The organism is Occallatibacter sp. (assembly GCF_035317045.1).
Lineage (GTDB): Bacteria > Acidobacteriota > Terriglobia > Terriglobales > Acidobacteriaceae > Telmatobacter.
The window spans coordinates 124,250-147,874 of record NZ_DATHHT010000020.1 but is presented as its reverse complement, the minus strand read 5'-3'; the positions used below and the strand labels follow the sequence as shown (position 1 = coordinate 147,874).

Here is a 23,625-nt window from a genome sequence, read left to right as displayed (position 1 = left end):
TAGGGGCGGATCTCAGGGATTTGAGCGAAAGATTGTGATCTGGTCCGGATCTGGAACCGTGTTTGAGGTTAGCCATGGCTCTGTGGCTACGGTCAGCGAGCAGGGGCCGAGGGTGCAGATGGTGATGATTTGCTCTTTGCTCTCTTTCTTAAGATTTTGCATCACCGTCTTCAACGTGCCGCCTGAGAAGGGCGTATAGAGATAGAAGACTGTGCCGCCGGCCAGATTCGTTTCGATCGCATTCTGGTGGATGAATGTGACGCGGTTGATGCGCAGGCTGTGGGCGCACTCGCGGGCGCTTGCCACGTAGGCCCCTTCGGCTTCGATGCCGATGCACTGTGCGCCGGTGAGGATTGAGGCGAGGATGGGGACGTGGCCCAGTCCGGATCCAAGGTCGATAAGCGTGTCGGATCGGGATAGCGCGCTGAGCCGGATGAAGTGAAGAATGTGTCGCACGGGTGTGGGCTGGTAGTAGACCATCTCCGGCGGCGGGGGGAGTGGCGCGATATCCGGCTCACGCGCTCGAAGGACGCCGCTGATCAATTCGTCGAGATAGTCGTAACCGAGGCCGGGGTGGGGTGAGTCTTCGTTGTTGCCGCATCGTTCGATCCAATGCAGCAATTGCGACTGCGGTACGCTTTGCTGAATCTGGTCCCGGATGGAGTCAAGAATGACGGCGTTCGCGGACTCGAGGTTGCGGCGGAGGAGATTTGCACGAGCGAGGATATGTGTGCGATCGGTCGCGACGAGGGATGTTTCCGCGTCCGGGTCTCCGAAATGTGCATCGAGTGCATCGAGGACTTCCATGCGCTTCCGCAACTGGTCGGGCTCGAAGAGCGACGGGTCGGCATCGAGGCGTGCGATGAAACGGTCGAAATCTCTTGTCATCATTTCGTCGGGCACGTTGTGATCGTACCGGACTCCGAAGTCGTTCAGCGCGCGTTTCCGAATCTCGTGGTGTGAGTCGCAAAGAGTACCCGCAGTCGAGGATGTCGCTGCGCGACACTTAGAAGAATGAGAATCCCTCGGGGAGATTGTGCTTTCCGACCCAAGCGGAGCTTGGATGGGGCACCCTTGTTTCGTGCCGGAATCTTAAAACAGATAAATTAGAGAGATGGGTCATACGCGCGCCATGTGGAGAGCGGAACTGGCAGCGATGATTGCGCTGGCGGTTCCGGTTGTGCTCAGCGAACTTGGCTGGGTGGCGCAGGGGGTTGTCGACAACATCATGGTGGGCCGGCTGGGGCCGGTGGCAATTGGTGCAGTGGCGCTGGGGAATGCGGTCTTTTACACTCCTGCGCTGTTCGGGATCGGGCTGCTGCTGGGGCTGGACACGCTGGTGTCGCAAGCGTACGGGCGGCGCGACCACGATGAGTGCCATCGGTGGCTGGCGCAGGGCGTTTATCTGGCATGCATCGTGACACCGCCAATCATGATTCTGCTTATTGGGCTGAGCTACGGATTCACGCATTTCGGAGTCATTCCCGAAGTTGCAAGCTTGTCTGGCGGTTATCTGCGCATCCTGAACTGGGGCACACTGCCGCTGCTGCTTTACGCGGGAACGCGGCGCTACCTGCAGGGTGTGGGACAGGTGCGGGTCATAACCCTTACATACGTGGTTGGGAATCTGCTGAACTGGTTTGGCAATTGGGTGCTGATCTACGGCAAACTGGGTTTTCCGGCTCTGGGCGTGAACGGGTCGGCGATCTCGACATGCGTCGCGCGAGTTGGGATGGCGGTAGCGATGCTCGGGTTTGCGTGGAATTACGAACGCACTCGGGGGCATCCGCTGTTTGCCCATTGGGCTGGGCCGGAACTGGATCGTCTTCGACAACTGGCGCGGATAGGTGCGCCCGCAGCGGGACAGATTCTTTTGGAAGTTGGCGCGTGGAACCTGAGCACATTCTCGGCTGGCTATCTGACGCCTGTGGCGCTGGCGACGCATACCATTGCGCTGAATTACGCGAGCATCTCGTACATGGTCCCCCTCGGAGTTGGTGCGGCTGCGGCGGTGAGTGTGGGGCACGCAATTGGTGCGGGAGATCCGGCGCGGGCGCGAAGGGCGGGGTGGCTGGCGCTGGCTCTCGGCACAGGTTTTATGATGTGCGCCGGAGTCGTCTTCCTGGTGGCGCCGGGTCCGCTGATCAAGCTTTATACGAGTGACGCGCGAGTGCTGGCGGTGGGGCCGAGCCTGCTGTGGATCGCGGCGGCGTTTCAGATTTTCGACGGCATTCAGACGGTTTCGACGGGCGCGTTGCGCGGGTTGGGCGAGACGCGTGTGCCGATGGTGGCGAACCTGGTTGGGTATTGGGCGATGGGGCTTCCGCTGGGGTTCATTCTATGTTTCGTGTTGAAGTGGGGCATTTACGGGATGTGGATCGGGCTCACGCTTTCGCTGATCGTGATTGCGACGACGGTGCTGGCTCGGTGGCATCGGGATTCAGCTCGCGTGGCGCTGGCACCTTCAAAAACATAGGTTTAAGCGGTTGGAGCGGCGCCCGGAGGCCGATTCGGGATCACTGAGGAGTCGGGAGGGTTTCGACGGATGTACAGGCGTTGCTGCGAAAGGTACTTACGGTGCAAAGGGGTGTGTCTGGAAGCGGTACGCGTCACCTGAGAGGTGACTATAATCACTATTGAGCGACGTTTGTCGCTTTCCAACGCGTTCTTTCAGGAACCCGTACTCCGAAGCCAAGGTTTGGTGGTTTTCGCGACCGCAAGGTTGCAACGATCCCAAACGGCCTGCGGAGGGAAATGAACGGCCTCGAGACGCGCGGAAATTCACCTGAAGGGAATCCCGCCAAATGGCGACAGGAGACCTGGCCCTGGGTCAAGAACAGGGCGCGAGGAGCGCGCGCAAGCGCGTAGTCAACGATTTCAGCATCAACGTAGCAACGGTGAACGGGTCCGGCTCGCAATCCGCCAATAGCGTTCTGCTGAAGAGCATCTTTGGAATGGGGATTCCCGTCAGCGGGAAAAACCTGTTTCCCTCAAACATCGCCGGACTTCCCACCTGGTACACCATTCGCGCCAGCAAAGACGGGTACGTGGCCCGTACGCGCGATGCGGAGTTCCTGGTGGCCATGAACCCAGAGACCGCGAAGAGCGACATGGAAGCTCTGCCCGCGGGCGGGGTAGCGATCTACGAAGAGAATGCAAACTTGAAGCAGTATCGCGACGATGTCGCCTGCTATCCGGTTCCCTTCGACAAGATCACGGCTGCCGTGTGTACTGAAGCCAAGCTGCGCAAGCTGGTTAAGAACATGGTGTACGTGGGCGTGGTGGCACAACTGCTCTCGATCGATCTAACGGAGGTTGAGAACAGCGTAAGGAAGCAGTTCGCCAAGAAGCAGAAAGTGTTCGACCTGAATTTCGGCGCAGTGAAGGCTGGATTCGACTATGCCGCGGAGAAGCTCGTCAAGCACGATCCGTTCGCGCTGGAGCGGATGGACCAGACGGCGGGCAAGATCATCATCGACGGCAACGCGGCGTGCGGCATGGGCGCGGTGTTTGCGGGCGTAACGGTGGTGGCGTGGTATCCCATTACGCCATCGACTTCGCTGGTGGAAGCGACGACCGATCTGCTGAAGAAGTTCCGCGTCACTCCAGAAGGAAAGGCGACGTTCGCCGTGGTGCAGGCGGAAGACGAACTCGCTGCCATCGGCATGGTGCTGGGAGCAGGCTGGGCCGGAGCACGGTCCATGACGTCGACCTCGGGTCCGGGAATTTCGTTGATGGGAGAATTTGCGGGTTTGGGATATTATGCCGAGCTGCCTGGCGTGATTTTCGATGTGCAGCGCACGGGACCTTCGACGGGCATGCCAACGCGTACGCAGCAATCGGATCTGTTGTCCACGGCATTCCTGTCGCACGGCGATACCAAGCACATAGTGTTGCTGCCGGGTACGGTAAGAGAGTGCTTCGAGCTAAGCATCGAGGCATTCAACCTTGCTGAACGTTGGCAGACGCCGGTGTTTGTACTTTCGGATCTTGACCTTGGCATGAACAACTGGATGTCGGAACCGTTCACCTATCCTGAAAAACCACTTGATCGCGGCAAGGTGCTTACGAAGGAAGATCTGGACAAGCTGGGCGGATTTGCCCGTTACAAGGATGTGGATGGCGATGGAATTGGCTGGCGTACCTTGCCGGGCACAATGCACCCCAAGGCAGCCTACTTCACGCGCGGTTCAGGACACAACGAGTCGGCTGGATATACGGAAAAGCCTGGCGAGTACCAGGCGGTGATGGAGCGGCTGTTGCGCAAGTTTGAGAATGCGCGAAAGCTGGTTCCAGCTCCGGTTGTCGTGAAGGACGGGACTTCGCGGGTGGGTATTCTCGCGTTTGGTACAACAGATTTTGCGCTTCGCGAAAGCCTGGACCAGATCAAGAAGGAAAACGGCAAGGATGTGGATTACATGCGCATTCGCGCGTATCCCTTCGCACACGAAATTCTGGACTTTGTGGCGTCGCACGACCGCGTGTACGTGGTGGAGCAGAATCGCGACGCGCAACTCGCCACCCTGCTGAAGATCGATCTGCCGGCGGAACAAGTGGTGAAGCTGCGCAGCATCCTGCACTACAACGGGCTACCGATTGATGCCCGCACAATCACAGAGGAATTCGCAACGAAGGAGGGCCTGTAAAGATGGCAACCCAAACTCCAAGTCCGACTTCGGCTCCGGGCCCCAAGGTCAACCACATCGGGCTTCCGGTACTTGAGTATCGCGGTGGCAAGTCGACGCTTTGCGCCGGCTGCGGCCACAATGCAATCTCTGAGCGCATCATCGACGCCATGTACGAAATGGGCGTGCAGCCTGAGCGCGTGATGAAGATGAGCGGCATCGGCTGCTCGTCGAAGAGCCCGGCGTACTTCATGAGCCGTGCACATAGCTTCAACTCGGTGCACGGACGTATGCCATCGGTATCGACCGGTGCGCACCTGGCCAACCATACGAACCTGATGCTGGGCGTCTCCGGCGACGGCGACACGGCTTCGATTGGAATGGGACAGTTTGTTCACCTGATGCGCCGCAATCTGCCGATGATCTACATCATCGAAGACAACGGCGTGTACGGATTGACGAAAGGCCAGTTCTCAGCTACGGCGGACATCGGCTCGAAGCTGAAGACGGGCGTCATCAATGATCTCCCAGCCATCGATACTTGCGCATTGGCGATTCAGCTGGGCGCGACGTTCGTAGGGCGTTCGTTCTCCGGTGACAAGAAGCAACTGCTGTCGATGTTGAAGGCTGCGATTGCGCACAAGGGAACGGTGATGCTCGACGTGATCAGCCCATGCGTGACGTTTAACGATCACGAGGGGTCGACTAAGAGCTACAAGTTCATGCAGGAAAACGATGAACCGATCAACGACATTGGCTTTGTGGCCAGCTTCGACGAAATCGATGTGGACTACGACTCGGGCCAGGTGTACGAAGTGGAGATGCACGACGGCTCGACCCTGCGCCTGCGCAAGCTGCACGAAGACTACGATCCTACCGACAGGGCCAACGCAGTGAAGACACTGATGGAGGCCGAGGAGAAGAATGAGGTTCTCACCGGCGTGTTCTACATCAATACCGAGAAGCCGACGTTTACCGATCTGCTGAACATTGTGGACGAGCCGCTTGCGACGCTGCCGGAATCACTGACCCGCCCGCCGAAGTCGGCGCTGGATGCGTTGATGGCGAATCTGCAGTAGACCGTGAACCGTGTACGGTGAACAGTGAAAAAGCCCCGCGAGATGCGGGGCTTTTTTGTTGACAGTTAGAAACTACGCTCGGATTGTTGTGGATTTTCATTGCGTCTTCATTCTTGAATCGGATATGAGTGAGGTGTGAATCGTTTCACATTGCAATGGGAGCAGCGCTTCAAGGCTGGGGAGGCCGGAAGAGGATGGCGAAGCGAATGATTGATCGTGTTTGGGGCTGGCCTGTGGGAGCGGGTCTGCTGACATTTGCAGCGATCCTGGGAGGCGCCGACGCGCGAGCGCAAGATGTGCCTGCCCCAGGTATGGAGGACGCCTGCATCCAAAACCTCGGCTACCTGGCTTGCGAGGAAGGGAGCCACCCGCCCGCGACGCAGCAATTGGTGATTTTGCATTTTGCGGCGCTGGCGATTTCGCCATCCACGCTTACGGCGGGTGGAGCGCACGGTAGAAATTCTCAGGCTGAGGCGGAACAGACGGCTCTGCAGAATTGCGGCAGGAATGGAGCCAAAGACTGCAAGGTCCTGAACTGGGCACAAAACGAGTGCGTCAGCCTGGCAGTGAATTATCCAACCAAACAATACGGCTTCAGCGCGGCCGATAACCGCAACGGAGCCGCTAACAGCGCTCTTTCGCAGTGCCGCGCGACTGGAGGAAAAAGTTGCGTTGTGATCACTGCGCCCTGTGCCGGCGACGATGTGCTCTGGTCTGCTCCACTGCCGCTGCCAACGGGAGTGCTAGCCGGGAAGGTGGACCCGGTGATGGTGGGAACCTGGGAGATGATACGCAACCCGGGCCGGTGGATCTGGCGAGTCGCGGCTAACGGGACTTACGAATTTCACAGCGAGGCAATCGACAATACGCCATCGAATGCGGGGACCTTTACAGCCGCCTCAGGGCACTATACGCTGCATGCCATCACGATGGAGTGGGACGATACAGGAACCTATACGGTTCAAAGTCAAGACGTCGTTGTCGCGACCGGCAAGCTTGGCACCGGCACCTGGAAAAGAATCGCGCGCTGAATCAGGCTTCCGGCTGGCGAGCCATCTGCGCAATCAACAGAAAAGCCCCGCGCATTGCGGGGCTTTTTGCTTTCTGAAGGTAAGGGAGTTGCGGCTCTAGCGCTGGGCGGCAGTGGTACTGTGGATGCCCATAGCGGTGAGCTTGGCCTTGGCCTGGGAGGCCTCAGGGGTTTGCGGGTGGCGCGCGATCAGAAGGCGAAGCTCGTGGACGCCGGAATCCCGCTTGCCCTGCTGGATAAGCGCAAAGCCCTTGTGCAGTTGAGCGGCCGGGGCCTTCGGACTTCCGCTGAAGGTTTCGAGAACCGCGTTGTAGTCGTTGACGGCCGCGTTATAGTCACCCTGACGGTAGGCAATTTCGCCGAGGTAGTACTGAGAGCTGCCGGCGAGTTCATCCATCGGATAGTAGTGGATCACGTCCTGAAACTCGCCCGAGGCAACGCTGTACTTGGCAGCGTTGAAGTCGCGAAGCGCCGCCTCGAACGTCTCGTGCAGAGGAGGATTCGCGGCGGCGGGCGCACCATTCCCCGTCGGTTGAGCGGGATTTCCCTGTGCGCCGCCGGGGCCTGCTCCACCATCGTTTGAAGGCGCGCCGCCGGGCATTGCGCCCTGAGCCGGCTGTGTCCCGGCTGGTGGAGCGCTCTGGATATTCTGCAACTGGCCCTGGAGATCCGAGATCGACTTGTCGAGCTTGGCAATGCGGGTCTTCAACTCGTCGACGGAATCATTCAGGGACTGAACCTGTCCCGAAGCCGTATCGATTTTGCCACCCAGCGCGTCGTTCTGCTGGTTGATTTTCTGCTGCAGCGTGGTGACCGTCTGGGTCATCTGGTTGGCCGTGTCGGCGGTTTGTTCTACCAGATGCTGCAGAACACCGAAACGGGTGTCGAGGGTGGATTGCAGGCGCTGCACCATGTCCAGCAGCTGCTGCACCTGGGTTTGCAACGCTATGATTTCCTTCGATGCCGCATGCGCACGCACAGGGGCCAGAGCAAGCACCGCGACCAGAACTGCTGCCGCAACGGAACGATGACGGAGTGTAGCTTTAAGCATCGATCACCTACATGATGGAGTTTTGCGCCCGGATTAAGTTACCGGAAAGGCCCCAGATTCATTAGACGGGAAGCGGTGCTTCCGCGCTGCCTGAGGGGCGACCTGATTGGTGCAGACCTTTTCGGCTGTTCGCCAGAGTTCAAAAACGCAGGGCGGCATCGATGGTGAATGGATGCCGCCCGAGAGGTTTGCTGGCTCCCTGAGCACTACTGGTCCATCGAGAAGCCGGCGCGGCGATTTTGCTGCCAGCAGGCTTCGGTCGATTCGGTGCAGAAGGGTTTTTCCTTGCCGTAGCTGATAACGCGAATGCGGCTGGCTGCAATGCCGGCCGTCACAAGCGCGGTCTTCGCGGCATCGGCACGATTCTGACCGAGGCCGATGTTGTATTCGTTTGAGCCGCGCTCGTCGCAGTAGCCGCCAATGACGACCCGAATATTCGGATGGCTGTTCAGATAGGCGGCGTCCTTTGACAACGTGCCCTGAGCATCGGAGCGAACGTCGTACGCGTCGTAGTCAAAAAAGATGTCCTGCATGTTCGCCTTGAACTCTTCTTCGGCGGACATTGAGGTTGTAGGTTGCTGCACGGGAGGCGGAGACGAAACCGTGACCCTTGCAGTGTCGTCGGCTGTTCCACCTTCACCCTTTGCCACAAGGTGATAGTTGGTGGAGGCGGTCGGCGTAACAGTCTTGGTACCCGAGGTGGGAACGTCGCCGATACCTTCAATCGAGACGGTTGTAGCGTCGGTGGTCTTCCAGGTCAGGGTCACCTGGTCTCCGGCCGAAATAGCGCTCGGCTCCGCAGTAATATGCGCTGTAGGAGCGGGTGATGTTACAGGGGGCGCCGTATAGGGAGCTGGTGGCGGAGTCTTCTTCTTACAGCCAGCTACAGCAACCAAAGCCACAAGCAAAGCAGGAACCAGAACACGAGTGCAGACTTTCAATTCGTAACTCCTTCCGCAGGTTTATTTGCGTGCACCAATCACTTCTCCATTTTAGACCCGCGCAGAGGTGAAAACATCGGAGGCACGCAACGCAGCTGTTATTTGCGATGGTTCGCCGCGTCGATTTGGAACGGAGAGGCGCGCCCGGTTGCCGCATCGGCATCGGATCGAAGCGGACTTGGAGGACGCTGGGAGGATTCGGCAAACGCGAAGGTGTCAGGCCATGCAGGTTGTGCTAAGTGATTTAATATCAGCTTTCAGGAGATTCGACTCAGCCGGCCGAGTTTGGCGTTCTCCAGTTTTGAGAAGCTGAAGGAATGGGCAGTTCTGAAACCGGAATCAGGGAGAGCTTCATGTACCTCCGTAATCACAGATTGATTGACGCGATATTTTGCGGAGTGTTGCTTGCACCGGTCGCTGTGTCGACGATGGCCGGGCAGAGCGGACGGAAAACCGAAGATCAAGTCATGCTGCATCGGCAAGGCGACGCCTTTTCCTTGACAAACGCGGTGATAGGCGCGCGCTGGTCGGTTGCGAAGGGCGTGTTGAGTGGGTTGGTCGTCCGCGACCAGATGTACGGGGCGGATATTCGTGTGGATGAACCGTTCCGGATCCTGTTGAAGGATGGAACGATCCTGGATGCGTCGAACCTGAAACTTGTTGGCGATGCGAAGATCACGCACATGACGCCGACTCCGTCTGCTCCGCGCATCGCCGTGACGGTTCCGGGCGAATCGGTCAACCTTGCAATGGAAAGCAGCGATGGTTCAGTGCATGTGGACTGGTCCGTCGTGCTGCTCGAGGGCTCGCACTACATCCGGCAGATCGTCACGATTGCAGCCGCGGGCGAAAAAGACGTGCCGATCAGCCGCGTGGAATTGATCAACGTGCGACTCTTCGATGCGCACGTGGTGGGAAGTGTGGCGGGATCGCCGATTGTGGCGGGCAATGTGTTCCTGGGCTTCGAACATCCCCTCTCGCAAAGCATAGTGACACGCGAGAGGGCCACGGCGTGGATCGAACGCGAACTGCCGCTGCGTGCCGGGCAGGCCGTGACATATTCGTCGGTGATTGGAGTGGCGCGCGAAGGACAGATGCGGCGCGATGTTCTGGCGTATCTCGAGCGCGAGCGAGCGCATCCCTATCGGACATTTCTGCACTACAACAGCTGGTACGACCTAGGGTACTTTACGCCGTACACGGCGACGGATGCTGTGGATCGGATCAATGCGTTCGGGCGCGAGTTGACCGAGAAACGCGGCGTCACGCTGGATTCGTTTCTCTTCGATGATGGCTGGGACAAGCACGATTCTCTCTGGAAATTCAACAGTGGGTTTCCAGACGGATTCACACCGCTGAAGGGTGCGGCGGAGAATCATGGTGCCGATCCCGGCATTTGGATGTCGCCGTGGGGCGGCTACTCCAAGCCGAAGCAGGAGCGGATTGCGTTTGGCCACGAAGCCGGATACGAGATTGTGGGCGGCGGTTATGCGCTGTCAGGGCCAAAGTATTATGCGGCGTTTCGCGATGTGGCGCTGGAGATGATCGAGAAGTACGGCGTGAACCAGTTCAAGTTTGATGGAACAGGCAATGTGGATTCCGTGTTTCCGGGGAGCCGGTTCGACAGCGATTTCTCCGCGATGATTCACCTGATCGGCGAATTGCGCGCGGCGAAGCCGGATCTGTTCGTGAATCTGACGACCGGGACGTGGCCCTCTCCATTCTGGGTGATGCATGCGGACTCGATCTGGCGCGGCGGCGAGGATGACTCGACGGCGGGCGTGGGACCGTATCGAGAGAGATGGATTACGTATCGCGATGCCGACACCTACGAGCGTGTAGTGCAGATGGGGCCTCTGTATCCGCTGAATTCGCTGATGCTGCATGGCATGATTTTCGCGCGGGATCACAAGGATCTCGACAAGGATCCGGGGAACGATTTTCGAAACGAGGTGCGGTCGTACTTCGGCACCGGAACGCAGTTGCAGGAGATGTACATCACGCCATCGCTGCTGACCGCGCAGAACTGGGACGACCTGGCAGAGGCGGCGAAATGGTCGCGTGAAAATTCCGATGTACTGAAAGACACGCACTGGGTGGGGGGCGATCCCGCATGGCTCGAAGTTTATGGATGGTCCTCGTGGACGCCGCGGAAGGGAATCCTGGTCCTGCGCAATCCGAGCGACCACGAGCAGACGATCCGGCTCCGGCTGCAGGATGCGTTTGAACTGCCGGCGGACGCCGCGAAGGTGTATCGTGCTCAAAGCCCTTGGAAAGAAGATGCAGGGCGCGCCGCGATTGTGCTTCAGGCGCAAGAAGCACACGAGTTTCACCTCGCTGCGTTCGAGGTACTCACGCTCGATATCCTGCCCGCTCAGAGCGGGCACCGCTGAGGGAACGATGGACGACATGATTACGCCTACGCTGCTTGTGCTGGCCGCTGGAATGGGCAGCCGCTATGGCGGATTGAAGCAACTGGATCCCGTTGGACCCGACGACGAGACCATCATGGATTACTCGATCTTCGACGCCCGGCGCGCGGGGTTCGGGAAAGTCGTGTTCGTGATTCGCAAGGAGATCGAGAAGGCTTTCGAAGAGAGGATTGGATCTCGCTACGAGAAGCGTGTTCCCGTGGAGTACGTGTTTCAAGAGACCGATGACCTCATCCCTGGTTTTTCGCTGCCGGAGGGACGCACCAAGCCGTGGGGAACAACGCATGCAATTCTGATGGCGGCCAACACGATTCATGAACCTTTCGGCGTGATCAATGCGGACGATTTCTACGGCGCAAGCAGCTATCGGCTGCTTGCACAGCACCTGCAGTCGGGCACGTCAGACTACGCGATGGTGGGATTTGTTCTGAGCAACACGCTTTCAGAATTTGGAACCGTGGCGCGCGGTGTGTGCCACGTGACGGAAGATGGCTACCTGAAGGACATTACAGAACTGAAGTCGATTGAACGCGAAGGGCCGCGCATTATCAACATCGACCCGGAAGGGCAAAAGACGGTATTGACCGGCAGTGAAATGGTGAGCATGAACATGTGGGGGTTTATGCCCGGGGTATTTCCGCAGCTCTACGATTACTTTCAGCGTTTTTTGAAGCGGCATGGGAACGATTTGAGGGCCGAGTGCTACCTTCCGAGTTCGATGAATACGCTGATCGAGGCGGGCCAGGCGCGGGTGAAGGTACTGCGCTCGGCTGATGCATGGTTTGGCGTTACGTATCGCGAGGATCATCCGCGGGTGGTGCATAGCGTGAGTCGACTGATCGAGCAGGGAACCTATCCGCACAGGCTGTGGCGATGATCGAATTGCTCAGCCTTGTCGCGGTCGCGCGTGTGTTCGAAGTCCAAAAGGGATTTCGAAGCGCGAAGCCGTACGGCAGCGGGCACATTCACGATACGTATTGCGTAACGTTTGATGACGGCGATCGGGAAGACCGGATCATTCTGCAGTGCATCAACACGGCGATCTTCAAGAATCCAGTCGCGGTGATGGAGAACATTGAGCGCGTCACCAATCACCTGCGATCTCGCCTTGGACGTGGAGCGGACATTGGCAGGCGCGTTCTGCAACTCATTTCAACGCACGATGGCGCCGGCTGGCATGTGGATGCGGAGGGACGGTATTGGCGCGCATATCAGTTTATTGAGCAAGCTCGTACGTTCGATTCGGTGAACTCGCCGAAGCAGGCCTTCGAGGCGGCAAAAGCGTTCGGTGAATTTCAGAGGCTGCTTGCGGATTTGCCGCCGCCGCGCCTGCACGAGAGCATTCCGGATTTTCACAACACCGCGAAGAGATTTTCAGCGTTTGAGCGGGCGGTGGCTGCAGACGAGTCTGCGCGTGACGAGGCGGCGCGGGATGAGATTGCGTTTGCGAGGGCGCGCGAGACGTTGGCGATGGTGCTGCTGGGTGCGGGATTGCCGGAGCGCGTGACGCACAACGATACGAAGTTGAATAACGTGCTGCTGGATGATGAGAGCGGTGAAGGCCTTTGCGTGATTGATCTCGATACGGTGATGCCTGGGTTGGCAGCATACGATTTTGGCGACATGGTGCGCACGATGACGTGCCCGGAGGCCGAGGATGAACGGGATCTTTCGCAGGTAGCGGTGGATTTCGAGTTATTCGACGCGGTGCTGCGAGGATACCTCGGTGGGGCGGGGAGCTTTCTCACAGCGCCGGAGCGCGGGTCGTTGATCGCGGGCGCGAAGGTCATCGTTTTCGAGCAGGGGATTCGGTTTCTTGCGGACTTTCTCGCGGGCGACACCTATTACAAAGTCAACCGGCCGGAACAGAATCTCGACCGCTGCCGAACGCAGTTCAAACTGCTTTCTTCGATAGAGCAGCAGGAGGACGATATGACGGGCCTGCTGCGAGCGCTGGCATAGTTTCGATGAGGATGAAGCCGGGGATCCTTTCCATTGCTTATCAGATCACTCCGCATTGTTCTTATCGTTTTGTTTGCGGCGCACTCTGACCCGGCAAATCTTCGGTGCGCTGAAATGATTGCGACCAGCTATTGTTTTGTGTCGAGCGGGTGTTTGGCGTCTTCGAAGAACTGGTTCTGGAGCTTGAGGCTTTCGTCGTCAGCCTTGATCGCCTTGATGGCTTCCGCGATTTGACTCGACCACACCTTCTGATCGAATTCACCGAGTTCCTTGTTGGCCGCCGAGGCGTCGCCTGCGTAGTGGTTGGGGAAACGCGCGTACCACCAGATGCCGGTGTAGACGGAGCCGGGCAGTTTCAGCCGATGCTGATCGGCGCCGGACTGCTGGCCGGCGCGATCCTGGTGGACGAGGTCGGGGCGGGCGATGAGCATGTTGGAAGTTTCCACTTCGCCGGCATGCATGTCGTAGGGAGTCTTGAGTGCGGGACGGCCGGCAACATTTTCATGGGGCAGGCCGAAGACGTAGACGACGTAGTCGCGCTGGCTGGCGAGTTGCGATTGGCCAAAGAGAGGCAGCAGCGATTCGTTGCCGCCGTGGCCGTTGACGATCACGATTTTCTTGCAGCCGTTGCGGGCCATCTCATTCACGGTCTCCTGCAACAGGGTGAGCTGCGTGGAGAGCGAGTAGGCGAGGGTGCCAGGCTGCTGGCGAGCCTCGAAGATCTGGCCGAAGTAGTATTCGGGGAAGACGACGGCGTACTCCTGTTTCACGGCGTTTGTCACGGCGAAGCGAACGTCGAGCAGGTCGGTGCCGAGGGGCAGATGCGGTCCGTGCTTTTCAATGATGCCGATCGGGAGCACACAGACACCTTGCGACTGGTGGATGGCCTGCACAAAATCGGGAGCGGTGAGCTCCTCCCATTTTGCATACAGGCCAGATTGCGAAAGGGCGTGGCCCGCGAAGAACAACACAAAGAGAGCGACGAAGGCACTGCGAACAGACTTCATGATTCACCTCGAAGGATCAAAACAGGCGATTTTATTCCGCACAAGACGGCAGGTCACGCGCGTGAGTGGGGATGCGAAATGGTTGATACCTGTCAGGGCCCATTGCCGGGACAATGATCCGCAGTTAGTCCTTGCCAACCTGGATGATCTGGAAGGAGTGGGGGATCATGGGCGCGCGTGGTCCGCGCGCAAATGCGGGTGGACCACCGGCCGGTGGCGTGCTTGGACTCGCGGCTGGAGCCGAGCCCTGCGGCTGTGCAGGTGCGGCCGGCGCAGGGCCAAACTCGGCGGTGATGAGAAGGATGTGGCCGGTCTTCATATCAAGCGTCAACGTCTTGGCGCGCGGCGGTGTAGGCACGGTCTGCTCCACGTTGAAGCTTGTGGGCGAATCTTCCTTGATGACTGTAAGAGTGCCGTCGCCCTGCGAACTGAAGGTCTCCATGGTCGCCGGGTTGAAGGTGGCGCCATCGCACCCGTTGCCGATGGGCAGATCGGTGATGATGTGTCCGTCGGTCGCCGACAGGATGACCATGTTTTTGTTCTCACGGCAGGCGGCGAAGAGGATGTTGTTTTTCACATCGAGAGCCAGACCGGCACAGCCGCCACCCTTGCTCGAAACGTCGTACTTGCCCACCATCTTCATAGTGTTCGCGTCGATGACGGCGATGGCAGCCTTGTCTTCGATGTCGACGTAGATTTTGCCGTGTCCGTCAGTCGCAGCCTGCTCGGGTGCGCCCCCAATGTCTATGGTGCCGAGGATCGATCCGTCCTTGTCGTCGAGGACCGTGATGTTTGGCGCGGCGTGGCTGAGGATGTAGAAGTGGTGATTGAAGGGATCGTTCAGATAGCCGTCGGGACGGCCCTGTACGTCGATCTTCTTGATAATCGCAAAGGTCTTTGCATCGAACATCGTCACCGGGCTGGAAGTCGCGAATCCGTGTCCGGTCTCGGTGTCCACCGCTCCGCCGTGGGCGCTGGTACCGGGAATATCGCCCACTGGCGCGAGCGTGTCGAGATTGAAGACGCCGATGTGGCCTGCGGGTCCGGAGCGCGCAACGTAGAGATTGCGGCCGTCGGAGTCGGCAGTCACATAATCGAATCCGCCATCGCCATCCACGAGCTGGATCTTCTGCACCTTGTAGGGACCGTTGTCCTGCGCGTGGGCCACGCCTGAGCATGAAAGCGCGGCGACGAGTGTAGCAACGGCAAGTGTCTTTGCAATCATCTGGGTCTCCTGTTGCGGAACTGTTTCAGATCGGGAGCGGGAATCAGCGGCCCGCGTCGTTCAGATCGAGAGGGGGATGCAATACTTTCCGCAATCGAGGATACACGCCGGCCCTGGACGCCGGTGTGGACGCCGCGAGAATTCGTTGTTGAAACATGGGGTGCGGCAATCGCTATAATCCACGGCGAGGGTAGAGCCTTGCATCTTTCCAAATACAAACACGCGCTTTCTGTCGCCCTTGCTCTTGGCCTGGTCGTTTTTGCGAATTCCGGCAGCGCTCAAAAGCTTTCACCGAAACTTCAGAATGCTGTAGGCCACTGGCAAGTGATCGACAGCGATGGCGGTAAAGGCGGCCAGGTTGAAACCTATATCGAAAATGGCATTCTTTTCGGCAAGGTCACCGGGGCTCGTCCCGGGCGCGCGCTGGATTCCGTATGCTCAAAGTGCCCGGGCGAGCTGAAAAACCAGCGCATCATGGGCATGGTCGTCATCAGAAACTTCCATCCGGAAGGCGACGACTGGATCGGCGGAACCGTCGTGGATCCCGAAAATGGCAAGGTATACAAGGGAAAGATGTGGGCCATCGGAAGCGACAAGCTGGGTATGCGCGGGTTTGTCGGCATATCGCTGATCGGCCGGACGGCGACGTGGGTGAGGATCCCCTGACCGAGAGGAAAGTGGACAGTGATCAGTGGACAGTGATCACTGTGCCGCAGGTGCTGCCGAAGTAATTCGACGTGCTCCGCTGCATTTTGGATGAAGCTATTTCCAACTCCAGTCGGGCATGAAGTTCTGGCCGGTGCTGGAGAGCTGGTGCTGTTGCGTGCCGTCCACAAGCATCGACCATATCTGGGTTCTGCCGCCGATGGTGCGCTCGAAGACGATGTGCCGGTTGTCGGGCGACCATGAGGGGTAGTCGTTGCTTCCCGAATCGTGCGTGAGTTGGAGCCACTTGCGGGTGGAGATATCCATCACGTAGATGTCCTGGCCGCCGGGTGCGCCGGGGCCGTACTTGCGGTTCCAGGCGAAGGTGAGCCACTGGCCGCTCGGCGACCATGAGGGAGAAACCGCGTATCCGCTGTCGGTGAGGCGCACGACGTTTGCACCGTCCTGATCCATTGTGTAGATCTGTGGCAGGCCCGTGCGGCCGCTCACCCACGCAATCTGCGAGTTGGTCCGAGGATTCCAGCAGGGAGAGACATCGGGCCCGCGGAAGGATGTGATCTTGTGCGCTTGTCCGCCGGCCGCATCGGTGATCCAGATCTCCGGATCGCCCGAGCGCGACGAAGAGAACGCAATCTTCGCACCGTCAGAAGACCACGACGGAGTGGTGTTGCTTCCGGCGACGGTGCCGACAGGGAAGCTGACCAGACGTCCGAGATCGAACGAGTACATGCGAATGGACCAGCCTTCGCGGTTCAGGCTCTCGAAAGCGATCCGCGAATTATCGGGCGAGATGTGCGGCGACATCGATACGGTGCCGAGGTGCGTGATGGCGCGCTGGTTCTGGCCGTCGTAGTCCATCACCCACAGTTCCTTGGAGCCTGTGCGGGAACTGATGAAGTAGATTTTGGTTTCGGCTATGCCGTTGATGCCGCCGCCGAGGCGATAAATAATCTCGTCGGCAAAGCGGTGGGCGATGGTGCGCGCCATATCTTCGGTGGCTGCCTCGTTGTATTGCTTTCCGAGCACTTGCGGATTGGCGGTGTTACGCGTGTCGTCGAGCCAGCCGTACACCACCAGTCGGCCGTTGGTTGCGGAGAGCGCGCCGAAGGCGACCATGGCGGCGGCGGAGGGGTCAGCTGCCCACTGGGAGAGATTGATCTCCTGCGGCGAACCCGGTGCGGCCTGCGGGGCATAACTCTTCGAGACCATGTCGAAGATGCCGGCATTCTGCAGGTCGTTGAACAGGGTCGAATCGAAGGTGGCCTTCAGACCAGGGGTCTGCGAGTCGGCGCCGACCAGCTTGAAGTCCGCCGCCGCGAGGCGAATGGGGGCATTGCCCAGACCGGATCCGGTATGAACCCAATCCTGCGCAAAGGTGGGAAGAGAAGCATTCGCTGCCAGAAGAAGCAGGAGCGGAAAACCAAAACGCAACGTGGATTTCATGAGAACGCTAAACCCTTCCTGGGTGAATTTTGAAGCGTTGGGGGAACTCTGCGTGTCTCGAGCCATTTTGTTTCGCGTTTGCGCCGCATGGTAAGCGCGGGCCTCATCCCCTATTTTACTTGGACCGCTTTGGACCCCACTAGTAAGTGCAATCGAAGTAGACCTGCAGGTAACTGTCGCGATATCCCGCGGGCAAAGGGCCAAAGGTATCAACGCGTTGTGCGGCGCGAACGCAGACCGAATCCCACGTCGGGCTTCCGCTGGTGCGGTCGAGGCGCACATCGCTCTGTGATCCGTCGCGATGGATGCGAAACTCGATGCTCGCCTTCGCTCCCTTCGTCGTGCGCGGATCGGCCAACGAGCGATATCCGTTTGCGTCCATCTTGCGATTGATGTTGTCGACGTAATAGCCGAAGAGGCTGCCGAAGTTTGCATCAGTAAGAGTGGTTGGTCCATTAGCCACGCCGGATTGTGCTGCCCGCGGCATGACGGATCCCGCCTGGTCGCCATATTGCGCCTTGTCGGGAGTGGGCTGCTGCTTGACCGGATTCCGCTGAGCTTGCTGCTGCTCCGGCTTCTTCGGCTTGCCCAGGATAGGAATCGCGGTCTGATCTTCTTCCTGCTTCGCTTTGGGCTGCGGAGGTGCGGGCGCTTCGCTGGGCGTCTCGGTCGCCAGGACATTCTGGTTGGGCGGATGATCTGAGGGAAGTGGGATGGCGCTGGTGATGTTTACCTGGATGGCTCCGCCGGGTCCGGCGCCGCCCCACAGACTGTGATGAAAGAAACCTCCGAGGATGCCGTAGAGAACAATGGCGACGACGATGCCGCCGTGCAGCAGCAGGGAACCCGCCGCCGGCCGGGCAAACGGCTCCGGCGCCAGGCCCTGCTGCAGATGATCGCCGCCTTGGAAGAAACTGCTCATCGTTCTCGTTCGACCTTCTCGCTAACGCGGCTATTTCGCGGCCTGATCAAGTGGCCGCGTGACTACCGAGATGTTCGTGATGCCCGCCTGCTTGACCGCATCCATGACACTGGCGAATGCGCCGAAGGGCACGCGCACATCCGCCCGCAGATAGATCACTTTTTTGTTGGAGTCGCCGCTCGCATCGCGGAGCCGCTGCCCCAGGTCATGCACGTTGACCGGCTTGTCGCCGAGAAAGACATTCTGGTCGCGGTCGATCGTCACCACCAGCCGCTGTTCGGTGATTTCCTTCACTGTGCGCGTCTTGGGGATATTGACTTCAATTCCCGATTGCAAAACGGGCGCCGTGATCATGAAGATGACCAGCAGCACGAGCACCACGTCGACCAACGGCGTGATGTTGATATCGGCGAGCGAGGATTGGGTGCGGCCGTTGCTAGTCGTGAAAGCCACGTGCTACCTCTTGAGGCTCGTCGCGTGGAGCTGCCGATCCGCGGACGGGAATCTCTTCCAGCGAATTCAGGAGTTCGCGGCAGAAATCGTCGGTGGCCGATGCGAAGACGCGAATCCGTGCAGCGAACTGGTTGTAAGCGACGACGGCCGGTACGGCCACGAAAAGGCCGGCAGCGGTTGTGATGAGCGCCTCGGAGATGCCGGGCGCAACGGCGCGTAGGGTAGCGGCTCCGGCTGTGCCGAGGCCGTGAAATGCGTCGACCACGCCCATCACTGTGCCGAAGAGGCCGACGAACGGGCTGGTGGCCGCGATGGTGGCGAGCCACGTAAGACGGCGTTCCAGCGCTGTGATCGCTTCACTGGATGCGGTCTGCGCGGAGCGCTCCAGCGGGGTAATGCTGCGCGGTGGTCCGGTGCCCCCGGTCTGGCGCTTGTAGGTTTCGTAAACGTCCAGGTAAACCTGCGCCAAGGGGCTGTTTTTGTAATTGTCGGCGATCGAAGCAACTTCATTGAGGCGCGTTGCGCGGCGAAAGGCATTGATGAAGTTACGGCTTTCGCGGGTAGCGCGGCCGAAGATCGACATCTTGCTCAGAATGATGGTCCACGAGTAGAGACTGGCGATCAGCAAAAGGACCAGGACGCCAAGTGCAACCCCTCCCATATTGCCCATCATCTCCATCAGCGCGCCGGTGCCCTGCGCAACAGGGCCGCCGGCCGGCGGAGCGCCACCGTCAGCCTGGAATGCTAGGAGCAAAGTAACTGTAAAAATCGGTTTTCACCTCAATATCCACGGTATCAGACGCGTTGCGGCGCTCCAAGTTATCGATCTGGTGCACTCGAAGCCGTGCATTTCAGGCGTGTTAGCCCTAACCCCTGTGGTTCGTGCTATGCTGCGCTCGGATTCACCTTTCATGCTGGTAGAGTTACGCGCCGAAAATTACGCTGTTATCGATCACGCCATTGCCGTCTTCGGCCCTGGCCTGAACCTGCTGACCGGCGAAACGGGCGCAGGCAAATCCATTCTTGTAGATGCGCTGGCGCTGCTGATGGGAGGCAAAGCCTCAACAGAAATTGTGCGCCATGGAGCCGACAAGGCGGTCGTGGCATGTGTGTTTGAGTCCACCCCGGCCGCCGAAGCAGTTCTCGAAGAAAACGGGATCGACGCCGAAGGGAACGAGATCATCCTGCGCCGGGAGATTCTGTCGTCGGGTAAAGGACGCGTTTTCGTCAACAACCAGCCGGCGACGGTCGCGGTTTTGCGGTTGCTTGCACCCGAGCTTGCGCTGGTGCACGCGCAGTCTGAGACGCTCTCCAGCTTCGACCAGACGCAGCAGCGGATTCTGCTCGATCGCTTTGCTTCGATTTCAACAGAAGATGTAGCCGCGGCGTATGAAGGGTGGCGCGCCGCACAGGGGAAGCTCGATGAGTTGCTGACGAATGAGCAGGACCGGCTGCGCATGGTTGACCTATGGAGTTACCAGGCGACGGAAATCGGTGCCGCCATTCTTGTTGCCGGCGAAGACGAGGCTCTTGAGACGGAGAAGCGCGTGCTCGCGAATGCCGAGAAACTCTACGCAGCCGCGATGAGCGCCTTCGATCAGTTGTACGAGGGTGGCGCATCGGCAGAGGCTGCACTGCGGGCTGCAGGACGCAATCTCGACGAACTGGCGCGATACGATGCGAAGTTCAATGAAGCGGCGCAGCAGATTGAGTCGGCGCGCGCCACAATCAGCGATGTCAGCGCTACGTTGCGCGATTATGCCGAGCGCATCAACGCTTCGCCGGAGCGGCTGGAGGAAATTGAAGATCGCCTGGCGCTGCTCGATCGCCTGAAACGCAAGTATGGCAAGACTGTCGCCGATGTGATCGCGCTGGGCGAGGAAGTAGCGCGGAAGCTGGCGGAGGTGGAGGATCGCGACGAGACGCTGAAGGTGCTGCGGGCGGCGCTGGCGAAATCGGCGGCCAGCTATCGGCAGGTTTCGGCGTCTCTCTCTGAACAACGTAAGGCGGCCGGCGCAAAGCTCGCCAAACTTGCGGAGACGCAGATCAATTCGCTGGCGATGAAGGTGCGGTTTGAGATTTCTGTTAGAAGCAGTGAGCAGGAGTCCGCGTGGAGCGCGCACGGCTGGGATGAAGTGGAATATCGCATCGCCACCAACCCGGGCGAACCGATGAAGCCGCTGCACGAGATCGCTTCAGGCGGCGAAATGTCACGCGTGATGCTGGCGCTGAAAGTCGCCGTCGAAGAGGCTTCGTCGAAATCACGAAAGAAACTGCCGACGCCGCGCACGCTGGTCTTCGACGAAATCGACATCGGCATCGGCGGCCGCGCTGCCGACGCTGTTGGCCAGAAACTGAAGGCACTAGGACGCGCGCAGCAGGTTCTCTGCGTGACTCATCTGCCCCAGATCGCCGCCTTCGCCGATCAGCATTTTGTTGTCGAGAAGAAGGAAGACCACGGCCGCACCAAGATGCACATCCGCCTGCTCGACGATCGTGCCCGCACCCACGAGGTGGCGCGCATGCTCTCCGGGGCAAAGGTGACGGAGACCAGCCTGCAGCACGCGGCGCAGATGATCGCGACCAGCCGCTGACGCCAATCCGCCATATTGATTCCATTGCGAAAGCCCCATAAGCGAGTTGCACTCATGGGGCTTTCGCATCGGTGGTCCTGTGTCAGGCAGGGCTATTTGTCGTGTCCGTGGGCGTGATCGTTGTCGTGCTTATCGTCGTGGCCATGTTTGTCGTCGTGGCCATTGCTATGTCTGTCATTGTCGTGCGGGTTCCCGTGGCCATTGCCGTGATCGTTATGGTCCTTGTACTGGCCGTTGTGGTTCCCGTTATCGTGGCGAACCTCGTTGTGATACTCATTTCCGTGCCATTGATGTTCCCAGCCATGGTGTCTGCCCCAGTCAGCATGTTCGCCACGCCCAGGGAACGGACCGCGGTATCCGAAATGCGGATCGTAGTCGTGGTTGATGTAGCCATGAAAGCCTCCGGGACCACGGAACCACGGCCCTGCGCCATAAAACACGCCTCCGGAGAACCACTCCGGACCGTAGTAGCCGAAGGGTGCGCATTGATAAGGCGCGTAATTGAAGTAGCCGTAGGGGCACGCCGGCGCCACTCCAATGCTGATGCTGATTTGCGCGGCCGCACGCGTATTGGCGCCTGCCAAACAAACGAGAGCAAGAACCGGCACGGCAAAAAGCCGGGAAAATTTCATAACTTCCTCCAGGGGGTGATGCTCGTCTCAGTCTACGCGTCTGCAAGGTGTTCCTAACCCACCATCGCGTCAGGGGCTCTCGAAAGTCATCTGTACAAATCGTGCCGTTGTCCGATCAAAAAGCAGCGATTTCGTGCAACCGATTCCCTCTCAAAAATGCTTCTGAGGGGAGCGGATGCTAGAGGCAACCCGCGCCTCGTCGAGCCTCTCCAACTTCACGTGCACCAAGTCGTACCCGTTCTGCGTACTGGGGCTTGCGAGCCAGAAATCTCAGCGAAGGCGCAGTTGCAATAGACCGTATCTAAACACTTAGAAGCAGGAGGACCCCGGGTTATGGATCTACAGGCTCTTACCCCTACTCAGATCGCAATTATCGTCGCCGTCATCGTGGTGGTGATGGGCGCCATCGCGTTTGTAGTCCTAAAGAAGCGTCGCACTGAGAAGCTTCGTCAGCACTTCGGCCCCGAGTATGATCGTGCCGTTGCCGAAGGAGGCAATAAGCGCATTGCCGAGTCCCGGCTTGAAGAGCGCACCGAGCGCGTCAAGAAGTTCCACATTCATCCGCTCACGGTGGAGGATCGAGCACGGTTTACCGATCAATGGGATCGCGTGCAGGGTCACTTTGTGGATGCTCCCGCCGGCGCGGTCGCCGAAGCCGACCAGCTGATCGGCGACCTGATGGCAACTTGCGGCTACCCGATGAGCGACTTTGAGCAGCGTGCAGCCGACATCTCGGTCGAGCACCCGATCGTCACGCAGAATTACCGCTCCGCACACGACATCGCGCTTCGTCAGGCCAAGGGACAGGCCAGCACCGAAGACCTGCGCCGCGCCATGATTCACTATCGCGCTCTGTTTGACGAACTGGTGAGCCAACGCCACGACACTACCGTTGTCGAGCGGAAGCCCGTGATCGCCGTCGATCGCGACCGCGCAGATTACCCGCCGGAAGCAGCCCGCGTGCGGCGCGGCTGATTGCAGTCGGCGCGTAGAGTTTCATCGTTCGATCGGGCTCGACGCATCCTTGAGTGCCGCGTTTGGTTGCGCGGCACTCCTTGTGTCATGATGACAAAATCTTCAGCTCGCACTTTCGGTTCCAGCCTTCCAATTGTCTGTTGCTGCGGCATACTCAACTTCTTCTGAAAGACGAATTCTCCTCTCCGCCCGCCGATCCGATCAGGAGAAACTCACATGTTGATCAAAAACGGAACGTTTGCGATGGCGATGCGAATCCTCCTGTTTTGCTGTGTTGTTACCGCTTCCGCATTTGCGCAGACCTATACTCTCCAAGGCAAAGTGAGTGATTCCGCCGGGCACGCGGTTCCAAGCGCGACAGTCAGGGCAAAGAACGTGGCAACAGGCCGGTCGTTCAGCACTGAAACCGGCTCTGACGGCACGTATTCCATCCACGACCTTGCCGGTGGCGACTACATGGTGTCTGCGGTCGCGGGCGAGTTGCAAGCTCCGCCGATCAAGGTAACGCTGGCCGCCGCGCAAACCACTGACCTCATCGTGAGCCCGGCGCCCAAAACAAAGTGAAGGCACCTCACCGAGGCTATCGAT

21 protein-coding genes are annotated in these 23,625 nt (G+C 59.1%); 11 read left to right on the top strand and 10 right to left on the bottom strand.

All coding sequences use genetic code 11. The features are described 5' to 3' along the window. Positions 1 to 12 precede the first annotated feature (12 nt). Complete coding sequence (locus VK574_RS09575; RefSeq protein WP_472799612.1) at positions 13 to 891, bottom strand: class I SAM-dependent methyltransferase; 879 nt, start codon at positions 889 to 891, stop codon at positions 13 to 15. Positions 892 to 1,114: 223 nt separating this feature from the next. Here VK574_RS09575 and VK574_RS09570 point away from each other — a divergent pair, with 223 nt between their 5' ends. The 4 genes from VK574_RS09570 to VK574_RS09555 all read left to right on the top strand — a co-directional run bounded on the left by VK574_RS09570 (position 1,115) and on the right by VK574_RS09555 (position 6,735). Then, positions 1,115 to 2,476, top strand: coding sequence for an MATE family efflux transporter (locus VK574_RS09570; RefSeq protein WP_472799611.1), 1,362 nt, complete (start codon positions 1,115 to 1,117; stop codon positions 2,474 to 2,476). Positions 2,477 to 2,804: 328 nt separating this feature from the next. Beyond that, a complete protein-coding gene (locus VK574_RS09565; RefSeq protein WP_472799610.1) occupies positions 2,805 to 4,646 on the top strand; it encodes a 2-oxoacid:acceptor oxidoreductase subunit alpha in 1,842 nt (613 codons plus the stop codon). A 2-nt stretch (positions 4,647 to 4,648) separates the two neighbouring features. Further along, positions 4,649 to 5,704 (top strand): 2-oxoacid:ferredoxin oxidoreductase subunit beta, encoded by a 1,056-nt coding sequence (locus VK574_RS09560; RefSeq protein ID WP_472799609.1) that lies wholly within the window; start codon positions 4,649 to 4,651, stop codon positions 5,702 to 5,704. Positions 5,705 to 5,910: 206 nt separating this feature from the next. After that, complete coding sequence (locus VK574_RS09555) at positions 5,911 to 6,735, top strand: DUF4189 domain-containing protein (RefSeq protein ID WP_472799608.1); 825 nt, start codon at positions 5,911 to 5,913, stop codon at positions 6,733 to 6,735. Positions 6,736 to 6,831: 96 nt separating this feature from the next. On the opposite strand, the gene VK574_RS09550 is transcribed toward VK574_RS09555, so the two are convergent. Both VK574_RS09550 and pal read right to left on the bottom strand, forming a co-directional pair. After that, on the bottom strand, positions 6,832 to 7,785 hold the full coding sequence (locus VK574_RS09550) for a tetratricopeptide repeat protein (RefSeq protein ID WP_472799607.1): 954 nt from the start codon (positions 7,783 to 7,785) through the stop codon (positions 6,832 to 6,834). A gap of 206 nt (positions 7,786 to 7,991) precedes the next feature. Next, on the bottom strand, positions 7,992 to 8,552 hold the full coding sequence (pal, locus tag VK574_RS09545; protein WP_472799606.1) for a peptidoglycan-associated lipoprotein Pal: 561 nt from the start codon (positions 8,550 to 8,552) through the stop codon (positions 7,992 to 7,994). A 491-nt stretch (positions 8,553 to 9,043) separates the two neighbouring features. Between pal and VK574_RS09540 the strand changes: the two genes are divergently transcribed. Genes VK574_RS09540 through VK574_RS09530 form a run of 3 tightly spaced genes read left to right on the top strand, consistent with a single transcriptional unit; the run spans position 9,044 to position 13,120 of the window. Further along, positions 9,044 to 11,119: an alpha-galactosidase gene (locus VK574_RS09540; RefSeq protein ID WP_472799605.1), complete on the top strand. Its 2,076-nt coding sequence runs from the start codon at positions 9,044 to 9,046 to the stop codon at positions 11,117 to 11,119. Positions 11,120 to 11,126: 7 nt separating this feature from the next. Then, positions 11,127 to 12,035 carry a nucleotidyltransferase family protein gene (locus VK574_RS09535; protein WP_472799604.1) on the top strand — a complete coding sequence of 303 codons (909 nt, stop codon included), beginning with the start codon at positions 11,127 to 11,129 and terminating at the stop codon, positions 12,033 to 12,035. Further along, on the top strand, positions 12,032 to 13,120 hold the full coding sequence (locus tag VK574_RS09530; protein WP_472799603.1) for a phosphotransferase enzyme family protein: 1,089 nt from the start codon (positions 12,032 to 12,034) through the stop codon (positions 13,118 to 13,120). Before VK574_RS09535 ends, VK574_RS09530 begins: the two co-directional genes overlap by 4 nt. Positions 13,121 to 13,248: 128 nt before the next feature. Here the strand turns inward: VK574_RS09530 and VK574_RS09525 are convergent, their stop codons facing one another. Beyond that, a complete protein-coding gene (locus tag VK574_RS09525; protein ID WP_472799602.1) occupies positions 13,249 to 14,127 on the bottom strand; it encodes a creatininase family protein in 879 nt (292 codons plus the stop codon). A 124-nt stretch (positions 14,128 to 14,251) separates the two neighbouring features. After that, the gene (locus VK574_RS09520; RefSeq protein ID WP_472799601.1) at positions 14,252 to 15,352 is read right to left on the bottom strand and encodes a YncE family protein; all 1,101 of its coding nucleotides are present in this window, start codon (positions 15,350 to 15,352) and stop codon (positions 14,252 to 14,254) included. A gap of 198 nt (positions 15,353 to 15,550) precedes the next feature. Here VK574_RS09520 and VK574_RS09515 point away from each other — a divergent pair, with 198 nt between their 5' ends. Further along, on the top strand, positions 15,551 to 16,018 hold the full coding sequence (locus VK574_RS09515) for a DUF2147 domain-containing protein (RefSeq protein WP_472799600.1): 468 nt from the start codon (positions 15,551 to 15,553) through the stop codon (positions 16,016 to 16,018). Between the two features lie 96 nt (positions 16,019 to 16,114). On the opposite strand, the gene tolB is transcribed toward VK574_RS09515, so the two are convergent. The 4 genes from tolB to VK574_RS09495 form a co-directional block, all read right to left on the bottom strand. Beyond that, positions 16,115 to 17,461, bottom strand: a complete 1,347-nt coding sequence (gene tolB, locus VK574_RS09510; RefSeq protein WP_472799599.1) for a Tol-Pal system beta propeller repeat protein TolB — start codon at positions 17,459 to 17,461, stop codon at positions 16,115 to 16,117. A 139-nt stretch (positions 17,462 to 17,600) separates the two neighbouring features. After that, on the bottom strand, positions 17,601 to 18,383 hold the full coding sequence (tolA, locus tag VK574_RS09505; RefSeq protein ID WP_472799598.1) for a cell envelope integrity protein TolA: 783 nt from the start codon (positions 18,381 to 18,383) through the stop codon (positions 17,601 to 17,603). Positions 18,384 to 18,413: 30 nt separating this feature from the next. Next, entirely contained in the window at positions 18,414 to 18,836 is a 423-nt protein-coding gene (locus VK574_RS09500) for an ExbD/TolR family protein (protein WP_472799597.1), read from the bottom strand. After that, entirely contained in the window at positions 18,820 to 19,590 is a 771-nt protein-coding gene (locus tag VK574_RS09495) for a MotA/TolQ/ExbB proton channel family protein (RefSeq protein ID WP_472799596.1), read from the bottom strand. The genes VK574_RS09500 and VK574_RS09495 overlap by 17 nt, the downstream gene beginning before the upstream one ends. Positions 19,591 to 19,747: 157 nt before the next feature. Between VK574_RS09495 and recN the strand changes: the two genes are divergently transcribed. Beyond that, positions 19,748 to 21,430 (top strand): DNA repair protein RecN, encoded by a 1,683-nt coding sequence (recN, locus tag VK574_RS09490; protein WP_472799595.1) that lies wholly within the window; start codon positions 19,748 to 19,750, stop codon positions 21,428 to 21,430. 92 nt (positions 21,431 to 21,522) lie between these two features. On the opposite strand, the gene VK574_RS09485 is transcribed toward recN, so the two are convergent. Further along, positions 21,523 to 22,062 (bottom strand): hypothetical protein, encoded by a 540-nt coding sequence (locus VK574_RS09485; RefSeq protein WP_472799594.1) that lies wholly within the window; start codon positions 22,060 to 22,062, stop codon positions 21,523 to 21,525. Between the two features lie 333 nt (positions 22,063 to 22,395). Here VK574_RS09485 and VK574_RS09480 point away from each other — a divergent pair, with 333 nt between their 5' ends. Continuing rightward, the gene (locus VK574_RS09480) at positions 22,396 to 23,037 is read left to right on the top strand and encodes a hypothetical protein (protein ID WP_472799593.1); all 642 of its coding nucleotides are present in this window, start codon (positions 22,396 to 22,398) and stop codon (positions 23,035 to 23,037) included. Between the two features lie 216 nt (positions 23,038 to 23,253). Then, the gene (locus tag VK574_RS09475) at positions 23,254 to 23,601 is read left to right on the top strand and encodes a carboxypeptidase-like regulatory domain-containing protein (RefSeq protein WP_472799592.1); all 348 of its coding nucleotides are present in this window, start codon (positions 23,254 to 23,256) and stop codon (positions 23,599 to 23,601) included. Positions 23,602 to 23,625 lie beyond the last annotated feature (24 nt).

Coding starts and splice junctions, on each gene's coding strand:
- VK574_RS09485 (WP_472799594.1), bottom strand. CDS start 22,062: ATGAAATTTTCCCGGCTTTTTGCCGTGCCGGTTCTTGCTCTCGTTTGT.
- VK574_RS09540 (WP_472799605.1), top strand. CDS start 9,044: ATGGGCAGTTCTGAAACCGGAATCAGGGAGAGCTTCATGTACCTCCGT.
- VK574_RS09535 (WP_472799604.1), top strand. CDS start 11,127: ATGGACGACATGATTACGCCTACGCTGCTTGTGCTGGCCGCTGGAATG.
- VK574_RS09550 (WP_472799607.1), bottom strand. CDS start 7,785: ATGCTTAAAGCTACACTCCGTCATCGTTCCGTTGCGGCAGCAGTTCTG.
- VK574_RS09555 (WP_472799608.1), top strand. CDS start 5,911: ATGATTGATCGTGTTTGGGGCTGGCCTGTGGGAGCGGGTCTGCTGACA.
- VK574_RS09565 (WP_472799610.1), top strand. CDS start 2,805: ATGGCGACAGGAGACCTGGCCCTGGGTCAAGAACAGGGCGCGAGGAGC.
- VK574_RS09475 (WP_472799592.1), top strand. CDS start 23,254: ATGTTGATCAAAAACGGAACGTTTGCGATGGCGATGCGAATCCTCCTG.
- VK574_RS09520 (WP_472799601.1), bottom strand. CDS start 15,352: ATGATTGCAAAGACACTTGCCGTTGCTACACTCGTCGCCGCGCTTTCA.
- VK574_RS09570 (WP_472799611.1), top strand. CDS start 1,115: ATGGGTCATACGCGCGCCATGTGGAGAGCGGAACTGGCAGCGATGATT.
- tolA (WP_472799598.1), bottom strand. CDS start 18,383: ATGAGCAGTTTCTTCCAAGGCGGCGATCATCTGCAGCAGGGCCTGGCG.
- VK574_RS09575 (WP_472799612.1), bottom strand. CDS start 891: ATGATGACAAGAGATTTCGACCGTTTCATCGCACGCCTCGATGCCGAC.
- VK574_RS09525 (WP_472799602.1), bottom strand. CDS start 14,127: ATGAAGTCTGTTCGCAGTGCCTTCGTCGCTCTCTTTGTGTTGTTCTTC.
- VK574_RS09560 (WP_472799609.1), top strand. CDS start 4,649: ATGGCAACCCAAACTCCAAGTCCGACTTCGGCTCCGGGCCCCAAGGTC.
- VK574_RS09480 (WP_472799593.1), top strand. CDS start 22,396: ATGGATCTACAGGCTCTTACCCCTACTCAGATCGCAATTATCGTCGCC.
- VK574_RS09530 (WP_472799603.1), top strand. CDS start 12,032: ATGATCGAATTGCTCAGCCTTGTCGCGGTCGCGCGTGTGTTCGAAGTC.
- recN (WP_472799595.1), top strand. CDS start 19,748: ATGCTGGTAGAGTTACGCGCCGAAAATTACGCTGTTATCGATCACGCC.
- tolB (WP_472799599.1), bottom strand. CDS start 17,461: ATGAAATCCACGTTGCGTTTTGGTTTTCCGCTCCTGCTTCTTCTGGCA.